The organism is Streptomyces sp. AHA2 (assembly GCF_036857595.1).
Lineage (GTDB): Bacteria > Actinomycetota > Actinomycetes > Streptomycetales > Streptomycetaceae > Streptomyces.
In genome coordinates this window covers 55,088-77,050 of sequence record NZ_JAUQWJ010000020.1, presented here as the reverse complement: position 1 = coordinate 77,050, position 21,963 = coordinate 55,088, and the positions used below count along the sequence as shown (strand labels likewise).

The window sequence follows — 21,963 nt, the reverse complement described above, 5'->3', positions numbered from 1 at the left end:
CTCGGGAGGATCGACACGGACTTACTGACGAGTACGCAAGGGCAACTGTGCACCCGGCGGTCCGTGCGCGTCGAGGCCGGCGGGCGGGTGGAGCGCGGCCGGGCCCCGGTGGGGCCGGGTCTCAGCGCAGGTGGCGCGCGAAGAAGGCCTCGGTCACGTCCATCTCGGCGGCCCACCGGGGCCCGAAGGTATGCCCTTCGCCGGGGACCGTGCGCAGCTCGACGTCCCCGCCGGCCTCGTCGAACACGGCGGCGGCCTCCCGCGACCAGGCCGGCGGGCAGGTCTCGTCCGCGGTGCCGTGCTGGATCAGCAGCGGCTCGGTCATGCGATCGGCGTAGGTGAGGGCCGAGACACCGCGCCAGAACGCCGGGTTCTCCTCGGGCGTCCCGTGCTCCTCCTCGATCTCGGCGACGACCGGGTCGCCGTCGGGCCGCTGGAAGTGGTCCAGGTTCTCCTCGGGGCGTGCGCTCACCGGCGCGTACGCCACGGCGGCGTCGAACAGGCCGGGCGCCACGACCAGGGTCTGGTAGACGACCCCGCCGCCCATGGACCGGCCGAACAGCCCGATGCGGTCGCCGTCGATCTCCGGGCGCCCGGAGTCGCGCAGGGCCAGGGCGGCGCCGATGACGTCCTCGGTGTAGCCGAGGCGCAGGTTCACGTCGTTGTCCGGGTCGTCGTCGGAGCGGGCGTGGTTGCGGTAGTCGGTGTGCAGCACGACGTAGCCGCTGCGGGCCAGGCGGTCCTGTTCGCGCGGCATGCCCTGACCGCTGACGTAGACGTCCGGGTCGATGTAGCCGTGGGCCAGTACCAGCGCCGGGAAGGGGCCCCTGCCCTCGGGGACGTTCATGATTCCCGAGACGGTCAGCCCGTTCGCCTCGTACGTGACGGCGTAGCGGGTGTAGGCGGAGGTCCGGTCGAGCACGTCGCCGAGACGGAGGGCCGAGCCGGTGTGCTCGCGCCGCATCAGCGCCGGGAGGGAGACGGGGTCGACCGGGCCGGGGGTGGGGGAGACGCTGCGGGGACCCGGTTCACCTGCCGGGCTCGTGGCCGCCGTGCCGGTGGCGGGCGCGGCGGAGCCGTCACCGCCGGTGCAGCCCGCCGCGACGGCCAGCAGCACCCCGGCGGCGGCACAGGCGGTGCCGCGTGGACGCATACCGCCCATTGTGACCCGACGGGGCCGTGCGGCGCAGGGCCCGGGGCCCGGGGACGCGGGGCGCGGCGATCGAGCCCTGTCGCACGCCGGGGCGGCCCGCGCCGTGCCCCCGGGTGGGCCCGGTGACCCGGCCCGGGCCGATCGCCCGCACTACCGCCGGGCAGGCCCTACGACCTCTCCCGGGACGGGCCCGTGCTGTGCCGCTCGATCAGTTCCGGCACCGGTACCCGCACGGTGCGGGCCGGGCCGCCGTCCAGGAGCGCGGTCAGCTCGCGTGCCGCCGTGCGCCCGAACTCCACGCTGTCCCGGGACAGCGCCGACAGCCACGGCTTGACCAGACGGCACAGCGCGGAGTCCTCCCAGGCCACCACGGACACGTCGGCCGGAACGGCGAAGCCCAGTTCCGCGGCGGCGGCGACCCCCGCGACGGCCATCACGTCGTTGTCGTAGATCAGGGCCGTCGGGGCGGCGGGGCCGCTCAGCACCCGGCGGGTGACCGCCGCGCCCGCCTCGTCCGAGTAGTCGGTCGGCACCGACTGCACCGCGGTCAGGCCCCGCCGCTCCGCCTCGGCCCGCAGCGTGCGGATGCGGCGCTCGGTGTGGGCCAGCCCCGGCAGTCCCGCGATGTGCGCGATCCGCCGGTGGCCGAGCCCGTACAGACCGTCCACCACCGCCGCCATCGCCCCGGCGTCGTCCGCCCACACCGTCGACAGCCCCGGATGCCGCTCCCCGGGGTCGCCGCCGATCACCACGCCGGGCAGCCCGAGTTCGTCCAGCAGGGCGGGCCGGGGGTCGTCGGTGCGGGGGTCGACCACGAGCACCCCGTCGACCCGGTGCTCGGCCCACCACCGCCGGTACACGGCGCACTCGTCGTCGATGTCCCCGGCGATCTGGAACAGCAGACCGAGATGCCGCTCGGCGAGGACCTCCTGGATGCCGGAGACGAGCTGCAGGAAGAACGAGTCCACGCCCAGCGTCCCCGCCGGACGGGCCAGGACGAAACCGACCGTCGCGGCCCCCTCGCCGGACAGGGCGCGCGCCGCCGTGCTGGGCCGCCACCCCAGCTGCTCGGCGACCCTGCGCACCCGGTCCCGGGTGACCTCGGAGACCCCGGGCCTGCCGTTCAGCGCGAAGGAGACCGCGCTCTCGGAGACCCCGGCCCGCCGGGCGATGTCCTTCATCGTCGGCCGGCGGGCCGGCGAGCGCTTTCCCGTCACCCTCGATCTCCATTCGGCAGGATCCGGCGTGTGTACTAATGCGCTTGAGCGACAGCACCCTAAAGCGCATTAGCGATCGCGCGCAACCGGCTGGGTCAACCGCTACTGACCTGCGCATATGCCCAACTAATGTCTTTAGCTGAGCGGAATCCATTGACTTTTCCGAAGGCGGCGATGCAAGGTCTGCCCCGGCGTCGATTCCGCCGTCCCCCGCCCCGCCCCCCCGAAGGAGCCGGTCCCCGTGCGCATCCCCCGCAGAGCCCTCGCCGCCGCTGCCGCCGCCGTCCTGCTGCCCCTGAGTGCCTGCGGGTCCGGGGACGACGGAGGCGGGTCGGGCGACGCCTCCGGCAAGGTCGAGGGCGACATCACCTTCCAGACCTGGAACCTGCGCGCCAACTTCAAGCCCTACTTCGAGGGCCTGATCGCCGAGTTCGAGAAGAAGCACCCGGGCACCGACGTGAAGTGGGTCGACCAGCCCGCCGAGGGCTACGCGGACAAGATCAGCGCCGACGCCGCCGGCGGCACCCTGCCCGACGTCGTCAACGTCTCCCCGGACCTCGTCGCCCCGCTCGCCAAGGCCGGACTCGCCCTCGACCTGGACAAGGCCGCGCCGCAGTACGAGAAGGAGTACCTGCCCGGCGCCTGGGCCGGCCACCGGATACCCGGCATGACCGGCACCTACGCCTTCCCCTGGTACCTCAACACCGGCCCGCTGTTCTACAACAAGGCCCTCTTCGAGCAGGCCGGGCTCGACCCGGAGAAGCCGCCGAAGACCTACGACGACCTGTTCGCGGACGCCCTGCGGATGGCCGAGAAGAGCGACGGCAAGGTCGCCACCCTCGCCAACGTGCCCACCATCGAGGACTTCGGCCGCTACGGCGTACCGCTGATGAACAAGGAAGGCACCGCCTTCACCTTCAACGACGCCAGGGGTGTCGAACTCCTCACCAAGTACAAGGAGTTGTACGACGCCAAGGCACTCGACCGGCAGGCCCTGACCGCCACCCCCGAGTCGTCGGGCAAGAAGTTCCTCACCGGGGCCGTCGCCATGAACCCCGGCAGCGCCCTCGACCTCGGCAACTTCAAGAAGCAGGCGCCGAGCCTGTACGAGAACATCGGCATCACCGACCAGATCACCAGCACCGGGCACGTCAACATGTACGTGATGGGCGTGATGGTGAACGCCCAGTCGAAGCGCAAGCCCGCGGCGGTCGCCTTCGCGCACTTCGTCACGGACGCGGCGCACCAGATGTCGTTCGCCAAGAAGGTCGCCATCTTCCCCAGCACCGCCGGTTCGCTGGACGACCCGTACTTCACGAAGGAGGACGGCACCGACGAGACCCGCGTCCGCGTCGCCGCCGCCAAGTCCCTGAAGACGGCCGTCAACTACACACCGGTGCTGTTCAGCGAGCAGATGAAGATCGCGCTGCGCAACCAGGTCGCCAAGGCGCTCCAGGGCAAGCAGAGCCCCGGGGAAGCCCTCGACAACGCTGTCAAGGAGTGCGACCGGCTCCTGGCGCAGCAGGGCTGACCCACCATGGCTTCCTCCGGCATCTCCCGGGTGCGGCGCCAACTGCCGTCCAGCCCCTGGCTGTTCGCCGCACCCGGTCTGCTCGTCACCGGCGCGTTCGTGCTCTGGCCGTTCCTCTCCACCCTGGTCAACTCCCTCACCGACCGCCGCACCCTGATCCCCGGGAAGTTCGTGGGGCTCGCCAACTTCCGCGAGCTGCTGCACGACGACATGTTCTGGATCGGCCTGCGCAACAGCACCCTCTACGTCGTCGGGGTCGTGCCGCTGCTGGTCGTGCTGCCGCTGCTGCTCGCACTGCTCGTGCAGAAGAACATCCCCGGCATCACCTTCTTCCGGTCCGCGTTCTACACCCCGGTCGTCGCCTCGATCGTCGTGGTCGGCCTGATCTGGGTGTGGCTCCTCGACGACCGCGGACTGGTCAACGCGGTGCTGGAGGCGGCCGGCGCGGGCCAGGTCGCCTTCCTCAGCGACCAGTGGCTGCTCCTGCTGAGCGCCATGGCCGTCACGGTGTGGAAGGGCCTCGGCTACTACATGATCATCTATCTGGCCGCGCTGGGGAACGTGCCGCGCGAACTGCACGAGGCCGCCGCGGTGGACGGGGCGGGCGCGGTGCGCCGCTTCCTCACCGTCACCGTCCCCGCCGTCCGCTCGACCATGGTGCTGGTCGGCGCGCTCTCCTCGGTCGCCGCGTTCAAGGTGTTCTCCGAGGTGTACCTGCTGGCCGGTCCGAGCGGCGGCCCGGCCGGGGAGGACACCACCCTGGTCATGCTCGTGCAGCGCACCGGCACCGGACTGAGCGGCCGGGTCGGCTACGCCTCCGCGATCTCCGTCGTCGTCTTCGCCGTGACCGTCGCCCTGATGCTGCTCGTGCTGCGCGCCGACCGGAAGGAGGACGCGTGAGCGTCCTGGAGAAGGCACCCGTCGAGCCCGAGGCGCCCGCCGCGGCCCGCGAGCCGCGGATCACCGACGAACACGGCCGCCGCGTGCGGGTGTGGGAACTCGCCCTGCGCTACGTGCTGCTGCTGGCCGTCCTGGCCCTGACCATCGGCCCGTTCCTGTGGCAGCTGTCCACGTCCCTCAAGGGCCCCACCGAGGACATCTACAGCTCACCGCCGGCGTTCCTGCCGGGCGATCCGACCCTGCACAACTACGAGCGCGTCGCCGACACCATCCCCGTGTGGGACTACGCCCTCAACTCGCTGAAGGTCGCCACCGCCAACGTCGTCACCAACTGCGCCGGCTCGGCCCTCGCCGGCTACGCCCTGGCCCGGCTGCGCTACCGCGGCCGCCGCGCCGCCACCCTGGCCTTCGTCCTGGCGATGCTCGTCCCCGTCGAGGGCATCATCATCGCCCAGTTCACCACCATGCGGGAACTCGGCCTCAACAACACCCTCGTCGGCGTGGTCCTGCCCGGCTGCATCGGCGCCATGAACGTCCTGCTGATGCGCAACGCCTTCCTCAACCTGCCCTACGAGGTCGAGGAAGCGGCCTTCGTGGACGGCGCCAACGTCTGGCAGCGCTTCCTGCGCATCGCCCTGCCGTCGGTCAAGGGCACCCTCGCCGTCGTCGCGATCTTCGCCTTCATGGGCGCTTGGGACGACTTCCTGTGGCCGCTCATCGTGCTGAGCGACCCCTCCAAGTTCACCCTCACGATCGGCCTCAACTACCTGCACGGCACCTTCGCCAACGACGAACGCCTCGTCGCCGCGGGCACGATCATCGCCGTCGCGCCGCTGATCGCCCTCTTCGCCTGCCTCCAGCGGTACTTCTTCCGCGGCGTCGGCGAGGGCGCCGTCAAGGGCTGATCCCGTACCTCCGTCACAAGGACCCGCATGCCTCCTGCCGTGCGCTTCGGCGTCAACTACACGCCCAGCGAAGGGTGGTTCCACCACTGGCTCGACTTCGACCTCGACTCCGTGCGCGCCGACCTCGACTCGATCGCCGCGCTCGGCCTCGACCACATCCGCGTCTTCCCGCTGTGGCCGTACTTCCAGCCCAACCGCACCCTGATCCGGCCCCGGGCCGTGGAGCAGCTCGTCGCTCTCACCGACGCTGCCGCCGAACGCGGCCTCGACGTCAACGTCGACGGCCTGCAGGGGCACTTGAGCAGCTTCGACTTCCTGCCCGCCTGGACCCGGACCTGGCACCGCCGCAACCTGTTCACCGACCCCGACGTGCTCGACGGCCAGGCGACCCTGCTGCGCACCCTCGCCGCCGCCCTCGCCGACCGGCCCAACTTCATCGGCATGACCCTCGGCAACGAGGTCAACCAGTTCTCCGCCGGGCCCCACCCCGACCCCGACCGGGCCACACCCGGCGAGATCGACACCTGGCTCACCCGGATGCTCGCCGCGTGCGAGGAGGGCGCCCCGGGCCGGCTGCACCTGCACGCCGAGTACGACGCGACCTGGTACCAGGACGACCAGCCCTTCACCCCGGGTCAGGCCGCCCGGCACGGCGCCGTCACCGCCGTGCACTCCTGGGTCTTCAACGGCACCGCCCAGCGCTACGGCCGCACCTCCGTGCCGAGCGAGCACCACGCCGCCTATCTGGTCGAGCTGAGCAAGGCCTGGGCGGACGACCCCCGCAGGCCGGTCTGGCTGCAGGAGGTCGGCGCCCCCGCGCCCCTGGTCCCGCCCGAGCACGCCGCCGCCTTCACCGAGGCCACCGTCGCGAACGCCCTGGACTGCCCGGACCTGTGGGGCGTCACCTGGTGGTGCTCCCACGACGTCTCCCGCGGCCTCGCCGACTTCCCCGACCTGGAGTACGGACTGGGCCTGCTGACCAACGACCGCAAGCCCAAGGACACGGCCCTGGTGCTGGAGCGGGCCGCGCGCTCGCGACCGTCCGCACCGGCGGCCCGCACCACCGCCCTCGTGGTGCCCGCCGACCCGTCCGCCCGTTCGCTGTGCGCCCCCGGCGGGCCCGTCTTCGAGGCCTTCTTCCGGCTGGTCGCCGACGGGGCCCGCCCCACCACCGTCCTCGACACCCGGACCACCGACCGGAAGCACCTGTCCGCACGCGGCATCGCCGAGACCGTCACCACCGACCAGGTCCTCGAAGGAGACACCCGCCCGTGACCCCCACCAGACGCACCGTGCTGCTCGCCGGCGCCGCGGCCGCCCTGTTCCCCGCCCCGCCCGCCACGGCGGCCCCGAGGGCGGCGGCGACACAGCCGTACGCGTCCTACTGGTACCCGGACTCCCTCCCCGAGGGCACGCCCGGCCCCGGCATCACCTGGCGCAGCCTGAAGTCCTGGCGCGCCGAGGCCGACCCCGACCTCCCCTTCAACGCCGCGTCCGTCCCCCTGGCCCGCCGCTTCACCCCGGCCCCCGCCAACCCCACCGCCCGCGCCGGCCAGGCTCGCATCCAGTCCCTGGTCTCCTTCGGTCCCACGGCGGGCAACCCCTCCCAGGGCTCGGCCACCGCCGACCACTACGCCCTCACCCACTGGGCCTACATCGACGAGCTGGTCTTCTGGGGCGGCTCCTCGGGCGAGGGACTGATCCTCGCGCCCAACGCGCCCGTCGTGGACGCGGCCCACCGGCACGGCGTGCCCGTCCTCGGCAACGTCTTCCTGCCGCCCGTCGCCTACGGCGGGCAACTGCGCTGGACCCGGGACCTCGTGCAGAAGGACGCCGCCGGCCGGCACCCGCTCGCCGCGCAACTGGTCGCGGTCGCGGACGCCCACGGGTTCGACGGCTGGTTCGTCAACGCCGAGACGGGGGGAGGGGACGCCGCCCTCGGCGCGGACATGCTGAGCTTCGTCCGGGAGCTGAAGTCCCTCGCGGCGGCCAGCGGACAGCGCGTCACCTGGTACGACGCGATGACCGTGAACGGCTCGGTCAGCTGGCAGGGCGCTCTCAACGACCAGAACGAGCCGTTCTTCCGCAGCTGCGACGACATGTTCGTCGACTTCCGCTGGACCCCGGGCAGCCTGGTCTCCTCGGCGAGCCGCGCCGAGCGACTGGGCCGCAGCCGCTACGCGTTGCGGGCGGGCGTCGACGTCGAGGCGGGCGGCTGGAACACCTCCGTGCGGTGGGACGCGATCGTCCCGCAGGACCGGGCGCACGTCGCCTCGGTCGGCCTCTACCGGCCCGAGTGGACCCGCAACCACCTGCCCGCCGACCGGCGGGACCCGGCCTCCTTCCACGCCGCCGACGACCGCTTCTGGACCGGCCGCTCCCTCGACCCCTCGCGCCCCGACGGCACGGACACCTGGCGGGCCCCCGCCGTGACCGTCGCCGACCGCTCGACCGTCACCTCGGTGCCGTTCGCCACCTCCTTCAACACCGGTCACGGACTGCGCTGGTACGAGGACGGCCGCATCACGTCCGACACCCCCTGGAACCACCTGGGACTGCAGGACCGGCTGCCCTCCCGGCGCTGGGTCGTGCACACCGGCGGCAACCGCCCGGCCGTGTCCTTCGACTTCGAGGACGCCTGGCGCGGCGGCAGCAGCCTCCTCGTCGACGGCGAACTGACCGAACCGGCCGTCCTCGACCTGTACGCCACCCGGCTGCGCCTCACCCCCGGCACGATCGTCGAACTGACCCACCGCACGGACTCCGGCCGGGTCGGCGTCGAACTCGCCGTCGCCACCGGCGAGCCGCACACCCCCGGGGCGACACCGCCGTACCGGTACGTCCCCGTGCCGGCCTCGGGCGACTGGCACACCTCGGCCGTGCGGCTCACCGGTCTCACCGGGACCGCCCGGGTGCTCGGCGTCCGGCTCACCCCCGCGGGCCCCGGCGGACCGGTGCGGTGGCGGCTCGGCGCACTCGCCGTGCGCACCGCCTCCCGGGCGACCCCCGCCGCCCCCACGGGCCTGCGGGCCGGTGCCGCCTCCGGCGGGAACCTGCGCCTGCTGTGGAACCCGGCCCGCGGCGCCGTGCGCCACTACACCCTGCACCGCCGGCTCCCCGACGGCACCCGCCGCTTCCTCGGCGGCACCTGCCAGCGGGCGTTCTTCGTCGCCGGGCAGAAACCCGAACAGGGCGAGCGGGCCGCACGGTTCGAACTGCGGGCCGTGGGGGAGCTCTACACCTCGTCGGCACCCGCGACCCTGACCCACCCCTGGTAACCACCCCCCGAGGGAGCACCCCGCATGCATGACGACCGCAGCCTGGTCGAAGCCCGCCTCAAGCGCGTCCTCGACGAGCGCGTCCGCCCCGCCGTGTACCCCGAGTCCGTGCCGCTCCAGGTGGCCGTCTGGCAGGCCCCGGGCGAGCCCGTCCCGGTCGCCGAGGGCCTCGCGGCCGAGCCCGAGCCGATCGAGGTGGGCGCCCGCTGGGGTGCTCCCTGGGGCACCAGCTGGTTCCGGGTGACCGGCACCGTGCCCGAGGCCTGGGCCGGCCGGACCGTCGAGGCGATCCTCGACCTCGGCTTCGACGAGAACATGCCCGGCTTCCAGTGCGAGGGCCTGGTCTACCGGCCCGACGGCACCCCGGTGAAGGGCCTCAACCCGCGCAACCAGTGGGTGCGCGTCGCCGCGCCCGCCGAGGGCGGCGAGCAGGTGCGCCTGCACATCGAGGCCGCGTCCAACCCCGTCATCCTCGACTACCACCCCTTCCTGCCCACCCGGCTCGGCGACAAGGAGACCGCGGGCAGCGAGCCGCAGTACACCCTCGCCCGCATGGACCTCGCCGTCCTCGACGAGACGGTGTGGCAGCTGGTGATCGATCTGGAGGTGCTGGGCGAGCTGATGGCCGAGCTGCCGGTGGAGTCGGCTCGCCGCTGGGAGATCCTCCGGGCGGTCGACAAGGCGCTCGACGCCCTCGACCTGCAGGACGTCAACGCGACCGCCCCAGCGACCCGTTCACGCCTGGCCGATGTCCTCGCCACGCCCGCCGCCCCCTCCGCCCACCGCATCAGCGCCGTCGGGCACGCCCACATCGACTCGGCGTGGCTGTGGCCGCTGCGCGAGACCGTGCGCAAGGTGGCCCGCACCACCTCCAACATGACCGCGCTGCTCGACGACGAGCCGGAGTTCGTCTTCGCCATGTCGCAGGCCCAGCAGTGGGCGTGGGTGCGCGACCACCGGCCCGAGGTGTGGGCCCGGGTGAAGAAGGCCGTGGCCGACGGGCGGTTCGTGCCGGCCGGCGGCATGTGGGTGGAGTCGGACACCAACATGCCCGGCTCGGAGGCGATGGCCCGGCAGTTCGTGCACGGCAAGCGGTTCTTCCTCGACGAGTTCGGCATCGAGAACGACGAGGCGTGGCTGCCCGACACCTTCGGCTTCGCCGCCGGCCTGCCGCAGATCATCAAGGCCGCCGGTTCCCAGTACCTGCTGACCCAGAAGATCTCCTGGTCACAGACGAACAAGTTCCCCCACCACACCTTCCAGTGGGAGGGCATCGACGGCACCCGCATCTTCACCCACTTCCCGCCCGTCGACACCTACAACTGCTCCATGAAGGGCAGCGAGATCGCCCACGCGGCCCGCAACTTCAAGGACAAGGGCGTCGCCCGGCACTCCCTGGCCCCCACCGGCTGGGGAGACGGAGGCGGCGGCACCACCCGCGAGATGGTCGCCAAGGCGGCCCGGCTGCGCGACCTGGAGGGGTCGGCGACGGTGACGTGGGAGACGCCGCGGGCCTTCTTCGAGAAGGCCGCGGCCGAGTACCCCGAACCGCCCGTCTGGGTCGGTGAGCTGTACCTGGAGCTGCACCGTGCCACCCTCACCAGCCAGGCCAGGACCAAGCAGGGCAACCGCCGCAGCGAGCACCTGCTCAGGGAGGCCGAGCTGTGGGCCGCCACGGCGGCCGTGCGCACCGGGTTCCCCTACCCGTACGAGGACCTGGACCGCATCTGGAAGACGGTGCTGCTGCACCAGTTCCACGACATCCTGCCCGGCTCGTCCATCGCCTGGGTGCACCGCGAGGCCCGCCGGACCTACGAGCGGGTCGCCGAGGAACTGAACCGCATCATCGACGCCGCCCAGCGGACCCTCGCCGGTGAGGGGCGGACCCCGCTCGTCTTCAACGCCGCCCCGCACGCGAGGGCGGGAGTCCCGGCCGGCGGTGCGCGCACCCCGGACGAGCCGGCCCGCACGGCCCGCACCGACCGGCCCGGCGGCGGACACGTCCTGGACAACGGCCTGCTCCGGGTGGAGATCGACGCCCGCGGTCTCGTCGTGTCCGTGTACGACATCGAGGCCGACCGGGAGACCGTCGCCCCCGGCCGGGCCGCGAACCTGCTCCAGCTGCACCCCGACTTCCCGAACATGTGGGACGCCTGGGACGTCGACGAGTTCTACCGCAACACCGTCACCGACCTGACCGACACCGACGAGGTCACCCCCGGCGACGACGGCGTGCGGGTCGTCCGGTCCTTCGGCGCCTCCCGCGTCACCCAGCTGCTCTCCCTGGCACCGGGGGAGCGGCGGCTGGTCGTCGACACGGAGGTCGACTGGCACGAGACGGAGAAGTTCCTCAAGCTCGCCTTCCCGCTCGACGTGCACGCCGAACGGTACGCGTCCGAGACCCAGTTCGGGCACTTCCACCGGCCCACCCACACCAACACCTCCTGGGAGGCGGCCAAGTTCGAGGCGTGCAACCACCGCTTCGTCCACCTGGAGGAACCCGGCTGGGGCGTCGCGGTCGTCAACGACTCCACGTACGGCCACGACGTGACGCGCACGGTCCGCACCGACGGCGACGGCGGCACGACCACCACCGTGCGCGTCTCCCTGCTGCGCGCCCCGCGCTTCCCCGACCCCGAGACCGACCAGGGCGTGCACCGCTTCCGGCACGCACTGGTGCCCGGCGCCGGCATCGGTGACGCGGTCCGCGAGGGCTGGCGGATCAACCTGCCGGAACGGCCGCTGACGGGTGCCCGTGAGGTGGCGCCGCTGGTGACGTGCGACCAGGACGCCGTGGTGGTCACGGCCGTCAAGCTGGCCGACGACGGCAGCGGCGACGTGGTCGTCCGCTTCCACGAGGCGTTCGGCGGCCGGGCGCGCGCCACGCTCACCGCCGGCTTCGAGGTGGCGGACGTCGCGGTGACGGACCTGCTGGAACGCCCGCTGGCCGAAGCTCCCGCACCGCGGGCCGACGGCGGCCGGATCGCCCTGCGGCTGCGCCCGTTCGAGCTGGTGACGCTGCGGCTGCGGCGCGCCTGACGACGACAGGAGACACAGGTCACATCCGTGCGTGTCACATCGGGGGTGAGCCGCCGGCTCATGAGGGCGTAGACAGGACAACGACGAAGGAGCTCGGCATGAGCGCACGTCTGGACGTCTTCGCCACCCCGGGCGGGGGCAGGCTCGTCAAGCAGTTCACCTCCGTGGGGCGGCTGGTCGTGGAGTCACCGCTGCCGGCCGCCGCACGGGAACTGGTCTCGCTGAGGGTGAGCCAGATCAACGGATGCGCGGTCTGCATCGACATGCACACCAAGGAGGCCGCCGCGGCGGGCGAGTCCGCCGTACGGCTCCACCTGGTCGCCGGCTGGCGGGAGGCCACGGTGTTCACCGAGGCCGAACGCGCCGCGCTGGAACTGGCCGAGCAGGGCACCCGCATCGCGGACGGCGCGGGCGGCGTCCCGGACGAGGTGTGGCAGCGGGCCACCGAGCACTACGACGAGGAGCAGCTCGTCGCGCTGGTCACCCTGATCGCCTTCATGAACACCGCGAACCGGCTGAACGTCATCCTCCGGCAGCCGGCGGGTGACTACCGGCCGGGACAGTTCACCTAGCGGGGGCCGGACCGGCGTCGGGCACGCCGATCATCCGCACGGCACTTCCCCGGCCCGGTGGTGATCCGGGAAGGTCACTACCGGGCACCCGTGGCACGGGGCCTCCGGGCCGCCGACCCCGGCCGACCGGCAGCGGTACGAGGAAGGAGCACAGCGGATGAGCGACTACGAGGGCCGTGCGGGCCTGCGGTGGAGCACACAGGACCTGCGGACTCGCCCGGTGGCCCGGTGAACCGGCTCGGCGGCAGCGGCGTCGAGGTCAGCGCCCTGTCCTTCGGCGCCGCCGCCATCGGCAACCTGTACGCCGAGGTGGGTGACGCCGAGGCGCACGAGGCCGTGGAAGCCGCCTGGCAGCGGGGCATCCGCTACTTCGACACCGCCCCGCACTACGGCCTGGGCCTGTCCGAGCGGCGCCTCGGCGCCGCCCTGCGCACACGGCCCCGCGACCAGTACACGATCTCCACCAAGGTGGGCCGCCGCCTGGAACCCGCGGACGGCTCCGGGGACGACCTCGCGGGCGGGTTCGCCGTGCCCGCCACCCACCGCCGGGTGTGGGACTTCAGCGCCGACGGGATACGCCGCACCCTGGAGTCCAGCCTCGAACGCCTCGGCCTCGACCGCGTCGACGTCGTCTACCTCCACGACCCGGACGAGCACGCCGAGTGGGCGTTCCGCGAGGGGTACCCGGCGCTGGAGGAACTCCGCTCGCAGGGGGTGGTCCGGGCGATCGGCGCCGGGATGAACCAGGCGGAGATGCTCACCCGCTTCGTCCGCGACACCGACGTCGACGTGGTCCTGTGCGCCGGCCGCTACACCCTCCTCGACCAGAGCGCGCTCGGCGACCTGCTGCCCACGGCCCACGCGCGCGGCAGGTCCGTCGTCATCGGCGGCGCCTTCAACTCCGGCCTGCTGGCCAAACCCGAGCCGGGCGCGAGGTACGACTACACCGTCGCGCCCTCGGAGCTGGTGCGGCGGGCGCTGCGGCTGAAGCTGCTCGCCGACCGGCACGGCACCACGCTGCGCGCCGCCGCCCTGGCCTTCTGCGCCGCGCACCCGGCGGTCGCCACCGTCCTCGTCGGAGCCCGCTCGGCGCACGAAGTGCGCGACTGCGCCCACCAGTTCGCCGCCCGGGTGCCGCAGGCGTTCTGGCAGGACCTGCGCACCGAGGGCCTCCTGCCCGCCGAGGCCCCCGTACCGGGCGAGGACACACCGCGGCAACCGTCCTGACCGGCTCCCCGCGGCGGGTCTACGGCCGTCGCACCGGCTTCGCCAGCCGCGTCGGAGGCAGGAACTCCCGCACGTACGTGCGCTCCCAGCACGCGCCCGTCTCCCGCAGCTCGCGCCACGTCGTGAAGCGGTAGCGGAACAGCCGGGCCCGCACGTACCGCGGGGGTTCGCCGGGCGGGAACGGGGAGCGGCGCAGCAGCCGCAGGGTGTCCCGGTCGCCCTCCAGCAGCCGCTCCACGAACGTCCCGAACCACGGCTCGGCGTAGGCGGGGGACAGGGCCGCGAACCACATCAGCCAGTCCAGGCGCAGATGGTAGGGCGCGAACTGCCGCGGCCAGCGCCGAGGATCACCCGGCTTGCCGCGGAACTCGTACTCCCGCCAGCCGGAGTCCGGCCGCGGCACGTCGTCCGCGGTGCCCTCCAGCACCACCTCGTGGCGCACCCGGCTCACGCTGCCGAACGCCCCGTAGGTGTTGACGAGGTGGAGCGGGTCGAAGGAGCGGTTCATCACCTGCCGCCGGGACAGCATGTTGCGCACCGGCCGCACGCTCAGGGCCAGCAGTACGGCGCACACGGTCAGCACCACGACGGCGAACCACAACGGGGGGTCCGGCACGGCGGGCGGGTCGGCCGGGAAGCGCACCGCCGACAGCGCCAGCACGATCGTGATCCAGTTCAGCCAGGAGAAGTTCCCCGACAGCACCAGCCACAGCTGGGTGACGATCATCAGGGCCGCGGCGGCCGTGGCGACCGGCTGCGGGGTGAACAGCAGGAACGGAACCACCAGTTGGGTGACGTGGTTCGCGGCGGCCTCCGCCTTGTGCAGCGGCCGGGGCAGACGGTGGAAGAACCAGCTCAGCGGGCCGGGCATCGGCTGGGTCTCGTGGTGGTGCTCCAGGCAGGTGAGCCTGCGCCAGCACTCGTCGCCGCGCATCTTGATCAGCCCGGCGCCGAACTCCACCCGGAACAGGATCCAGCGCAGCAGGAACAGCACCACGAGCGGCGGCGCCACCTCGTCGTTGCCCAGGAACACGGCGAGGAAGCCCACTTCCAGCAGCAGCGACTCCCAGCCGAACCCGTACCAGGTCTGACCCACGTTCACGATCGACAGGTACAGCACCCACGGCACCAGCCACAGCAGCATGCCGCCCCACAACGGCAGCAGGGAGTCCAGCCCGGCCAGCAGGCCCACCGACACCGCGCAGCCCGCCCAGGCGCACAGGGCGAAGAAGCGGTCCGAGTAGTGCAGCTGGAACAGGCTGGGCGCCCGCCTGAACGGCACCCGCGACACGAACCGCGGCACCGGCAGCATGCCCCGCCGCCCGATCAGCGCCCGGAACTGCAGCGCCGCCGTCAGGAACGCCACCAGGTACACGGCGGCCAGTGCCCGCTGGAAGACCAGACGGGTCAGCCAGTAGTCGGATGCGGTGAACCAGTCCACGCCCGTGCGCTCCTCCCGGTGCCGCGCCCGGCCCCGCCGTCACGCTCAGTGAAGAACACTAGGCGGCTACCCCGCCGCCCGCCCGGCGAACGCCGCCTACCGGCCCGGCCCGCGACCGGGGCGCCCCGGGCACGCCTCCCGCGGCCGGGGGCGTGCCCGGGCCGGCGGCATCCGTATGCGCCCCGTCCGGTGGACGCGTTCGCCCCATCCGGTCGAAGAATCGGTCGAATCCTGGCAAGGTGGGCGCATGGCTGATCGGGGAGCGAGCGCCGCCCTGTCCCTCCCGGACGACTGGCCGGCCCACCCGGATCCGATCCTCGCGCTCAACCGGATGGGCAGCTTCGACTGGGATCTGGACACCGGATCGATGCAGATGGACGCCCAGGCCCACGAAGTCTTCGACGTGCGCCCCGACGAGTACGACGGCGACCCCGCGACCCTGTCCTCACGCGTCCCGCCCGGCGAGGCCCTGCGCCTGGACACGGTCGTGTCCCACGCACTCAAGGACGGCAGCGAGAACTACGGCGCCTACTTCCGCCTGCGCCGCCGCGACGGCACCCTGCGCTGGACCCACACCCAGGGCTACATCCGCCGCGACGGGACCGGACGGCCCCGCCGCATCATCGGCATCATCCGCGACGCCACCCAGGAGCTCGGCGAGATCGACGCCCGCCGCGAACAGGCCGCCCGGGACGAGGCCCGCCGCCAGCAGACCAGCGTCGTCGAGATCGCCACGGCCGCGCTCGCCCACGCCCGCACCGTCCAGGACGTCATCGACGTGCTCACGGACACCCACGGCCTCATCCACCTGGGTGCCACCAGCCTCGTCATGGGCCTGGTCGAGGCCGGCCGGATCCGGCTGATCGCCGAGGGCCCCGCGGAGAGCTCCGTACCCGGCACCCGCATCACCCGCATCGACGACCCCTACCCGATGAGCGAGGCCGTACGGACCCTCCGACCGCGGTTCATCGAGTCGCCGGAGGAGTTCGCCGAGCGCTATCCGATTCTCTGGCCGCACATCACCGGCCTGAACATCACCTCGGCCGCCTACCTCCCCCTCATCGTCCAGGCCCGGCCCATCGGCGCCATGGGCCTGCTCTACAGCGACCGGCGCGGCTTCGGCCCCGAGGAGCGCAACGTCCTCGTCGCCCTCGGCAGCAGCATCGCCCAGAGCCTGCAGCGGGCCATGTTCTACGAGCAGGAGATGGACCTCGCCCAGGGTCTGCAGCAGGCGATGCTGCCCCGGACCATCCCCAGCGTGCCCGGTGCCGACGTCGCCGTCCGCTACCGGGCCGCCACCCTCGGCGGTTCCGTCGGCCGGGACATCGGCGGGGACTGGTACGACCTGATCCCGCTGCCCGGCGGAAGGGTCGGCGCCGTCATCGGCGACGTCCAGGGCCACGACACGCACGCCGCCGCCGTCATGGGCCAGCTGCGCATCGTGCTGCGCGCCTACGCGGCCGAGGGGCACCCCCCGGCCACGGTCATGGCCCGCGCCTCGGTCTTCCTGCACGAACTGGACACCGACCGCTCGGCCACCTGCCTGTACGCCGAGGCCGACCTGACCACGGGCGTGCTGCAGATCGTGCGGGCCGGCCACATCGACCCGCTGGTGCGCCACACCGGCGGAGCCTGCCGCCGGATCACCGTCCCCGGCGGGCTCCCGCTCGGCCTGTCCGCCGAGTTCGGCCGCCTCGAGTACCCGGTGGGCACCGTCGAGCTGGACGCCGGCGACACGCTGCTGCTGTGCACCGACGGCCTCGTGGAGCAGCCCGGCGCCGACCTCGACGACGGCATGCGCACCCTCACCGCCCTCGTCGAGACGGGGCCCGACGACGTACGGGACCTGGCCGATCGGCTCATCGAGGTCGCCGACGAACGCGGCGGCGACGACGACGTGGCGCTGCTCCTGCTGCGCCGGCGCGGCCCCGAGGGACACCGGTCCGGCCGGCGGATCCAGCGCCACGTGGCCCCCGGCGACCCGGCGGCCCTGACCGAGGCCCGGCACATGATCCGCACCGCGGTCGCCGCGTGGGGAGCCCGTGACCGGGCCGACGAGATCGAGCTGGCCGCCGACGAGCTCATCACCAACGCCCTGATGCACACCGAGGGCTCCGCGACCGTCACCCTGCGGGTCCTCACCGGAACCGAGCGCCGCCTGCGCGTGGAGGTCGAGGACTCCTCCAGCGCCCTGCCGCGCCGCCGCGAGGCGGGTGACTCGGGCGTCTCCGGGCGCGGCCTGCTGCTGGTCGAGCTGCTCACCGACGTGTGGGGCGTGGAGGCCCGGGGCGGAGGCAAGGCCGTGTGGTGCGAGTTCGTGGTGCCCGGCCGCGACTGAGCGCGCGTGGCACCCTGGAGCCATGCCGGAACTTCCCGAGGTCGAGGCGCTCAAGGACTTCCTGACCGAGCACCTCGTCGGCCGCGAGATCGTGCGCGTGCTGCCCGTCGCGATCAGCGTCCTGAAGACGTACGAACCGCCCCTGTCCGCTCTGGAGGGCCGCGCAGTCGCCGCCGTGCGCCGGTACGGCAAGTTCCTCGACCTGGCGACCGCGGACGGACCGCACCTGGTGACGCACCTGGCCCGCGCGGGCTGGCTGCACTGGAAGGACCGCCTCCCCGACGGCCCGCCCCGCCCCGGCAAGGGCCCCCTCGCGCTGCGCGTGGCACTGGAGACGGGCGCCGGGTTCGACCTGACCGAGGCCGGCACGCAGAAGCGGCTGGCCGTGTACGTCGTGGCCGACCCGCAGGAGGTGCCCGGCGTGGCCCGGCTGGGTCCCGACCCCCTGGCGGACGACTTCGACCGGGACCGGCTGGCGCGGCTCCTGGCCGGTGAGCGACGGCAGCTCAAGGGCGCGCTGCGCGACCAGGGCCTGATCGCCGGGGTGGGCAACGCCTACAGCGACGAGATCCTGCACGCGGCGAGGATGTCCCCGTTCAAGCTCGCGGCGTCCCTGACCGGGGAGGAGACCGACCGGCTGTACGCGGCCCTGCGCGAGACGCTCACCGAGGCGGTCGAGCGCTCCCGGGGCGTGGCGGCGGGCCGGCTGAAGGCCGAGAAGAAGAGCGGCCTGCGCGTCCACGGCCGTACCGGCCAGGCGTGCCCGGTGTGCGGCGACACCGTCCGTGAGGTGTCCTTCAGCGACTCCTCGCTGCAGTACTGCCCGACCTGCCAGACCGGCGGGAAGCCGCTGGCGGACCGCAGGATGTCGCGGCTGCTGAAGTGACCCGGCGGCCTCACCCGGACGGCGGCCACCACTCGAACATGAGGATGGTCGCGTCGTCCCGCAGCCGGCTCGCGGAGGAGTCGAGGATGGAGTGGATGAGGCGGCGCAGCGTCTCGGACGCCAGTTCGCCCGCGGCCGTCGCCCGGATGATGTAGTCGGCGAACTGCTCCAGGCCGAACTCGCCGCCGTCCGCTGACCGCGCCTCGGTGACGCCGTCGGTGTACAACAGCACCCGGTCCCCGGGCTTCAGGGCGATCTCGTGCACCGACCGCTCCCTTCCGGCGAGCAGGGACGGCAGCCCCATCGGCGGATCGGCCTCGCGGCGCATGGCGTCCACGAGCAGCCGCTGGTCGCGGATCAGCAACGGGGTGGGATGGCCGCAGTTGATCCACCGCAGCACCCCCGAGGCCAGGTCCAGCTGGGCCAGGACGCCCGTGCAGAACTGGTCGGGCAGCCACTGCCCCAGCGCGTCGTCCACGCAACCGACGAGGTCGGGCAGATCGGCCCCGGTGCGCCGGGAGTTGCGGCACGCGGCCAGCGACACGGCCGTGGTGAGTCCGGAGGCCAGGTCGTGGCCCATGGCGTCGAGCACCGTGACGTGGAGGGTGGTCTCGGTCAGCGAGTGGTCGAAGGCGTCCCCGCCGATCTCGTAGGCCGGTTCCAGCACGGCCGTGGAGACCACGCGCGCGGTGCCGATCGTGCGGGGCGGCAGGAAGGCGCGCAGCATCTCGGCGGGCAGGCGCATGCGGTCGGTGCGGGTGCGCCGGACGTAGGAGTCCTCGTACGCCCGGCTCGTCGTGATCATCATCGCGACGAGGCTGGCCAGGGCCCGGGCGCTGCGCAGCACGGCCGGCGTGAGCGCGGGCGCGTGCACGGCCAGCACACCGAGGCGCTCGGCTCCGTCCACCAGGGGCAGCCAGGCCGTCATGCCGCCGGTGTCGGTCTCCGCGACGCGCAGCGACTGGGTGCGGTAGGTCCAGCCGGCCAGGGAGTCGTCGACGGGCAGCGCCGGGGTGACGTCGGTGAGCGGCACGAGCCGGCGCTGCTGGATGTCGGTGAGGTAGACCACCGAGTGCGGGATCCCGAGGGCCGAGGTGCAGCGGCTCGCGGCGGTGACCAGGTCCAGCGTGGCCGTCTCGGGGTCGGCGAGGAACTCCTCCAAACGGCCGCCGCCGGTCTCCGCCGTCGCCACGTCGTCTCCCCTCGCCGTCCTGCCGGGTGTGTCGTCCAGCAGTCTCACACCGGCCGGCGTGCCCCGCCCGGTGACGGCGGCGGACGGACGACGGGCCCGGCGGGACCCGTCAGCCCGGCTGGAGCCGGACCAGCACCTCGCCGGCCGCCGAGCGGATCTCGTAGCGGGCGATCTGGGAGGCGTGCATCGACGAGCTGGCCATCATCGTGCTGGGCCGGTCGTCGCGCCCGGGGGTGTGCCAGCTGGCCGCGGTCTCCTCGGCGCCGTCGTGACCGACGATGACCAGGTGGCAGGCGCGCGAGCCCGCGCCGTCCCTCACCTTCAGCTCGACCTGGCTCCCCGAGGCCCCGTCCTCCGTCGTGACCTGCGCCCACACCCCCGTGCGCGCGTCGGTCGCCGCGACCGTCCGGGGCCCCGCGTCGCTGCCCTGGGCCATCATCGCCACACCCGGCACGGACACCGCGAACGCCACCGACGCGGCCAGCGCGAACAGCACGCGCCGGCGGCCGGCCCGGCGGCGGGTCGCCACCTCGGCCAGCAGCCGGTCCAGCAGATGCGGCCCGGGCTGCACCGTCGGGTGCACGAACCGCGGCGTCGCCCGCCGGTATAGCATCATCTGCCGTGTGACCGGGCCGAACTCCGTCACCTCTGCAGCGCACCGAGGGCACTCCATGAGGTGGTCCTCGAAGCGGAAGGCCTCCGCCTCGTCCAGCACGCCGAGCGCGTAGGCGCCGACGTCGCGATGCCTTTCCAGGGACCTCATGCCGAATCCTCGTGCCGTTGGGTGCGGGTGGGGTTACTCCTTGCTCCCACCGGTACGGACCAGGCAGCGGAATCACTCAAGCCGGTGACACAATCGCAACCAAAGCATTCGGAGCCCTCCGGCCCGCGGATTGGCCGAGGTCCAGGAAATCTCAGAACAGGTGGATGGCCAGGTGTCCCAGGGGCAGCCCGAGCTGCCAGGCGGGCGTCCAGACCTTCGGTCCCTCGTCCTCCCCGGCCACCGGAGCACCGCCCGGCACGGCGTTCAGATCGGGAGCGAGCAGCTCCGTCTCCTGCAGCCAGCGCCACGCCTCCTGTGCCAGTTCCAGGTCCGGCGCGGGCCGGCCGGTGCGTGCGGCGCCGGCGGCCAGCTCGGCCAGCCGCTCGCGCACCCACTCCTGCCACGGCTGGTCGTAGGCGGTCAGGGACAGCCACGTCTCCAGCTGGGTGACGACCCGGATGCCGGACAGCTCGCCGTCGGTGTCGGAGAGGAAGACGGTCAGCGCCAGGGCGTCGCGCCCGGCGCGGAACTCGAAGGACGTCGGCGGCATCAGATCGCCCGTCCGCAGCAGCTCGTCGGCGATGTACTCGGCGTACAACCACGCCATGGGGACGGTCAGTTCACCCTCGCCGCCGTCCGAGCCCTCTTGACCTCTGTCCAGCATCCCTTCCTGCCTTCCTCCGGTACGTGCGCGTCGCCCGACACCGGATCCCGGGGCGCGGTCGGCCCCCTCCGGAACACGGATGAGAACACCCGATTACTCAACCGGGGTCCTCGCAAGGCGCTTTACGGAGGCTTGACTCGGCAATCGGTTTCACCGCAGGTCGGCGGCGTATCCCGGAAGCACCCGGCGCAGGGCGCGCAGCGCGTAGTACGCGCGGGACTTCACGGTACCGGGCGGGATGCCGAGGGTCGCCGCCGCTTCCGCAACACTCGCCCCCTGGAAGTACACGAGCACCAGGACTTCACGGTGCTCGGGAGTGAGTGTCTTCACAGCGCGGCGGACGTCGAGTGCCGCGGCGGCCCGCTCGGCGTGGTCGGAGCTGACCCGTGCGTTCTCCAGCACCGCGTCGCCGACCTCGGGCGGACGGGCCTGCCGGGCGCGCCGGGCGTCGATCGCGAGCCGCCGCCCGACGGTCATCAGCCAGGGCCGTACGGAGTCGAAGTCGTCGGCGCGCAGGGCCTCGGGGTGCTGCCAGGCGCGCACCAGGGTCTCCTGGACCAGGTCCTCCGCGCGCTGGCGGTCGCCGTCGCAGAGCCGGAGCAGGAGTGCGAAGAGGGGCCTGCCGTGCTCGCGCTGCAGTGCGGCGAGCTCGTGCTCGGCGGTCGTCGTCCCGTTCGTGAGCGTGGTTCCGGCCGTCATGGCCGTATGCCACCGCAGGGCGCGGCGGGGGCACAGGGCACGTACCGCGCTGTGCGGCGGACGGTCGATCGCGTCGACGAACGGTTCGACGAACGGTCGGGCCGCCCGGCCATGCGGGTGCCGGAGGGGCCCGCGAGCGTGTCGCAGCCGTCCGCGGC

The 21,963-nt window shown here is 73.0% G+C and carries 17 protein-coding genes; 10 read left to right on the top strand and 7 right to left on the bottom strand.

The genetic code is table 11. The features are described from left to right. Positions 1–121: 121 nt before the first annotated feature. Both Q5694_RS28960 and Q5694_RS28955 read right to left on the bottom strand, forming a co-directional pair. Positions 122–1,153, bottom strand: coding sequence for an alpha/beta hydrolase family protein (locus Q5694_RS28960; RefSeq protein WP_333936381.1), 1,032 nt, complete (start codon positions 1,151–1,153; stop codon positions 122–124). Positions 1,154–1,320: 167 nt separating this feature from the next. Next, complete coding sequence (locus Q5694_RS28955) at positions 1,321–2,334, bottom strand: LacI family DNA-binding transcriptional regulator (RefSeq protein WP_333936418.1); 1,014 nt, start codon at positions 2,332–2,334, stop codon at positions 1,321–1,323. A 277-nt stretch (positions 2,335–2,611) separates the two neighbouring features. Here Q5694_RS28955 and Q5694_RS28950 point away from each other — a divergent pair, with 277 nt between their 5' ends. From Q5694_RS28950 to Q5694_RS28915, 8 genes are all read left to right on the top strand, one after another. After that, positions 2,612–3,901, top strand: a complete 1,290-nt coding sequence (locus Q5694_RS28950; RefSeq protein WP_333936380.1) for an ABC transporter substrate-binding protein — start codon at positions 2,612–2,614, stop codon at positions 3,899–3,901. Between the two features lie 6 nt (positions 3,902–3,907). Then, the gene (locus Q5694_RS28945) at positions 3,908–4,801 is read left to right on the top strand and encodes a carbohydrate ABC transporter permease (RefSeq protein WP_333936379.1); all 894 of its coding nucleotides are present in this window, start codon (positions 3,908–3,910) and stop codon (positions 4,799–4,801) included. Further along, positions 4,798–5,706: a carbohydrate ABC transporter permease gene (locus Q5694_RS28940; RefSeq protein WP_333936377.1), complete on the top strand. Its 909-nt coding sequence runs from the start codon at positions 4,798–4,800 to the stop codon at positions 5,704–5,706. The genes Q5694_RS28945 and Q5694_RS28940 overlap by 4 nt, the downstream gene beginning before the upstream one ends. A 27-nt stretch (positions 5,707–5,733) precedes the next feature. Continuing rightward, a complete protein-coding gene (locus Q5694_RS28935; protein WP_333936376.1) occupies positions 5,734–6,981 on the top strand; it encodes a glycoside hydrolase 5 family protein in 1,248 nt (415 codons plus the stop codon). Then, the gene (locus Q5694_RS28930; protein ID WP_333936375.1) at positions 6,978–8,984 is read left to right on the top strand and encodes an endo-beta-N-acetylglucosaminidase; all 2,007 of its coding nucleotides are present in this window, start codon (positions 6,978–6,980) and stop codon (positions 8,982–8,984) included. The genes Q5694_RS28935 and Q5694_RS28930 overlap by 4 nt, the downstream gene beginning before the upstream one ends. A gap of 24 nt (positions 8,985–9,008) precedes the next feature. Then, positions 9,009–12,023, top strand: a complete 3,015-nt coding sequence (locus Q5694_RS28925) for an alpha-mannosidase (protein ID WP_333936373.1) — start codon at positions 9,009–9,011, stop codon at positions 12,021–12,023. Positions 12,024–12,121: 98 nt separating this feature from the next. Then, the gene (locus tag Q5694_RS28920; RefSeq protein WP_333936372.1) at positions 12,122–12,595 is read left to right on the top strand and encodes a carboxymuconolactone decarboxylase family protein; all 474 of its coding nucleotides are present in this window, start codon (positions 12,122–12,124) and stop codon (positions 12,593–12,595) included. Positions 12,596–12,823: 228 nt separating this feature from the next. Then, a complete protein-coding gene (locus Q5694_RS28915) occupies positions 12,824–13,822 on the top strand; it encodes an aldo/keto reductase (RefSeq protein WP_333936371.1) in 999 nt (332 codons plus the stop codon). A 19-nt stretch (positions 13,823–13,841) separates the two neighbouring features. On the opposite strand, the gene Q5694_RS28910 is transcribed toward Q5694_RS28915, so the two are convergent. Further along, the gene (locus Q5694_RS28910; protein WP_333936370.1) at positions 13,842–15,263 is read right to left on the bottom strand and encodes a lipase maturation factor family protein; all 1,422 of its coding nucleotides are present in this window, start codon (positions 15,261–15,263) and stop codon (positions 13,842–13,844) included. 247 nt (positions 15,264–15,510) lie between these two features. Here Q5694_RS28910 and Q5694_RS28905 point away from each other — a divergent pair, with 247 nt between their 5' ends. Further along, the gene (locus Q5694_RS28905; RefSeq protein WP_333936369.1) at positions 15,511–17,601 is read left to right on the top strand and encodes a SpoIIE family protein phosphatase; all 2,091 of its coding nucleotides are present in this window, start codon (positions 15,511–15,513) and stop codon (positions 17,599–17,601) included. A 22-nt stretch (positions 17,602–17,623) separates the two neighbouring features. Beyond that, entirely contained in the window at positions 17,624–18,487 is an 864-nt protein-coding gene (locus Q5694_RS28900; RefSeq protein ID WP_333936368.1) for an Fpg/Nei family DNA glycosylase, read from the top strand. Positions 18,488–18,497: 10 nt separating this feature from the next. Here the strand turns inward: Q5694_RS28900 and Q5694_RS28895 are convergent, their stop codons facing one another. The 4 genes from Q5694_RS28895 to Q5694_RS28880 form a co-directional block, all read right to left on the bottom strand. Continuing rightward, positions 18,498–19,718, bottom strand: coding sequence for a PP2C family protein-serine/threonine phosphatase (locus Q5694_RS28895; RefSeq protein WP_443040959.1), 1,221 nt, complete (start codon positions 19,716–19,718; stop codon positions 18,498–18,500). 70 nt (positions 19,719–19,788) lie between these two features. After that, a complete protein-coding gene (locus Q5694_RS28890; protein WP_333936367.1) occupies positions 19,789–20,442 on the bottom strand; it encodes a zf-HC2 domain-containing protein in 654 nt (217 codons plus the stop codon). 151 nt (positions 20,443–20,593) lie between these two features. After that, on the bottom strand, positions 20,594–21,106 hold the full coding sequence (locus Q5694_RS28885; protein WP_333936366.1) for a hypothetical protein: 513 nt from the start codon (positions 21,104–21,106) through the stop codon (positions 20,594–20,596). A gap of 150 nt (positions 21,107–21,256) precedes the next feature. Continuing rightward, positions 21,257–21,805, bottom strand: coding sequence for a sigma-70 family RNA polymerase sigma factor (locus tag Q5694_RS28880; RefSeq protein WP_333936365.1), 549 nt, complete (start codon positions 21,803–21,805; stop codon positions 21,257–21,259). Positions 21,806–21,963 lie beyond the last annotated feature (158 nt).

Coding starts and splice junctions, on each gene's coding strand:
- Q5694_RS28960 (WP_333936381.1), bottom strand. CDS start 1,153: ATGCGTCCACGCGGCACCGCCTGTGCCGCCGCCGGGGTGCTGCTGGCC.
- Q5694_RS28955 (WP_333936418.1), bottom strand. CDS start 2,334: ATGAAGGACATCGCCCGGCGGGCCGGGGTCTCCGAGAGCGCGGTCTCC.
- Q5694_RS28945 (WP_333936379.1), top strand. CDS start 3,908: ATGGCTTCCTCCGGCATCTCCCGGGTGCGGCGCCAACTGCCGTCCAGC.
- Q5694_RS28935 (WP_333936376.1), top strand. CDS start 5,734: ATGCCTCCTGCCGTGCGCTTCGGCGTCAACTACACGCCCAGCGAAGGG.
- Q5694_RS28925 (WP_333936373.1), top strand. CDS start 9,009: ATGCATGACGACCGCAGCCTGGTCGAAGCCCGCCTCAAGCGCGTCCTC.
- Q5694_RS28920 (WP_333936372.1), top strand. CDS start 12,122: ATGAGCGCACGTCTGGACGTCTTCGCCACCCCGGGCGGGGGCAGGCTC.
- Q5694_RS28905 (WP_333936369.1), top strand. CDS start 15,511: ATGGCTGATCGGGGAGCGAGCGCCGCCCTGTCCCTCCCGGACGACTGG.
- Q5694_RS28900 (WP_333936368.1), top strand. CDS start 17,624: ATGCCGGAACTTCCCGAGGTCGAGGCGCTCAAGGACTTCCTGACCGAG.
- Q5694_RS28890 (WP_333936367.1), bottom strand. CDS start 20,442: ATGAGGTCCCTGGAAAGGCATCGCGACGTCGGCGCCTACGCGCTCGGC.
- Q5694_RS28885 (WP_333936366.1), bottom strand. CDS start 21,106: ATGCTGGACAGAGGTCAAGAGGGCTCGGACGGCGGCGAGGGTGAACTG.
- Q5694_RS28880 (WP_333936365.1), bottom strand. CDS start 21,805: ATGACGGCCGGAACCACGCTCACGAACGGGACGACGACCGCCGAGCAC.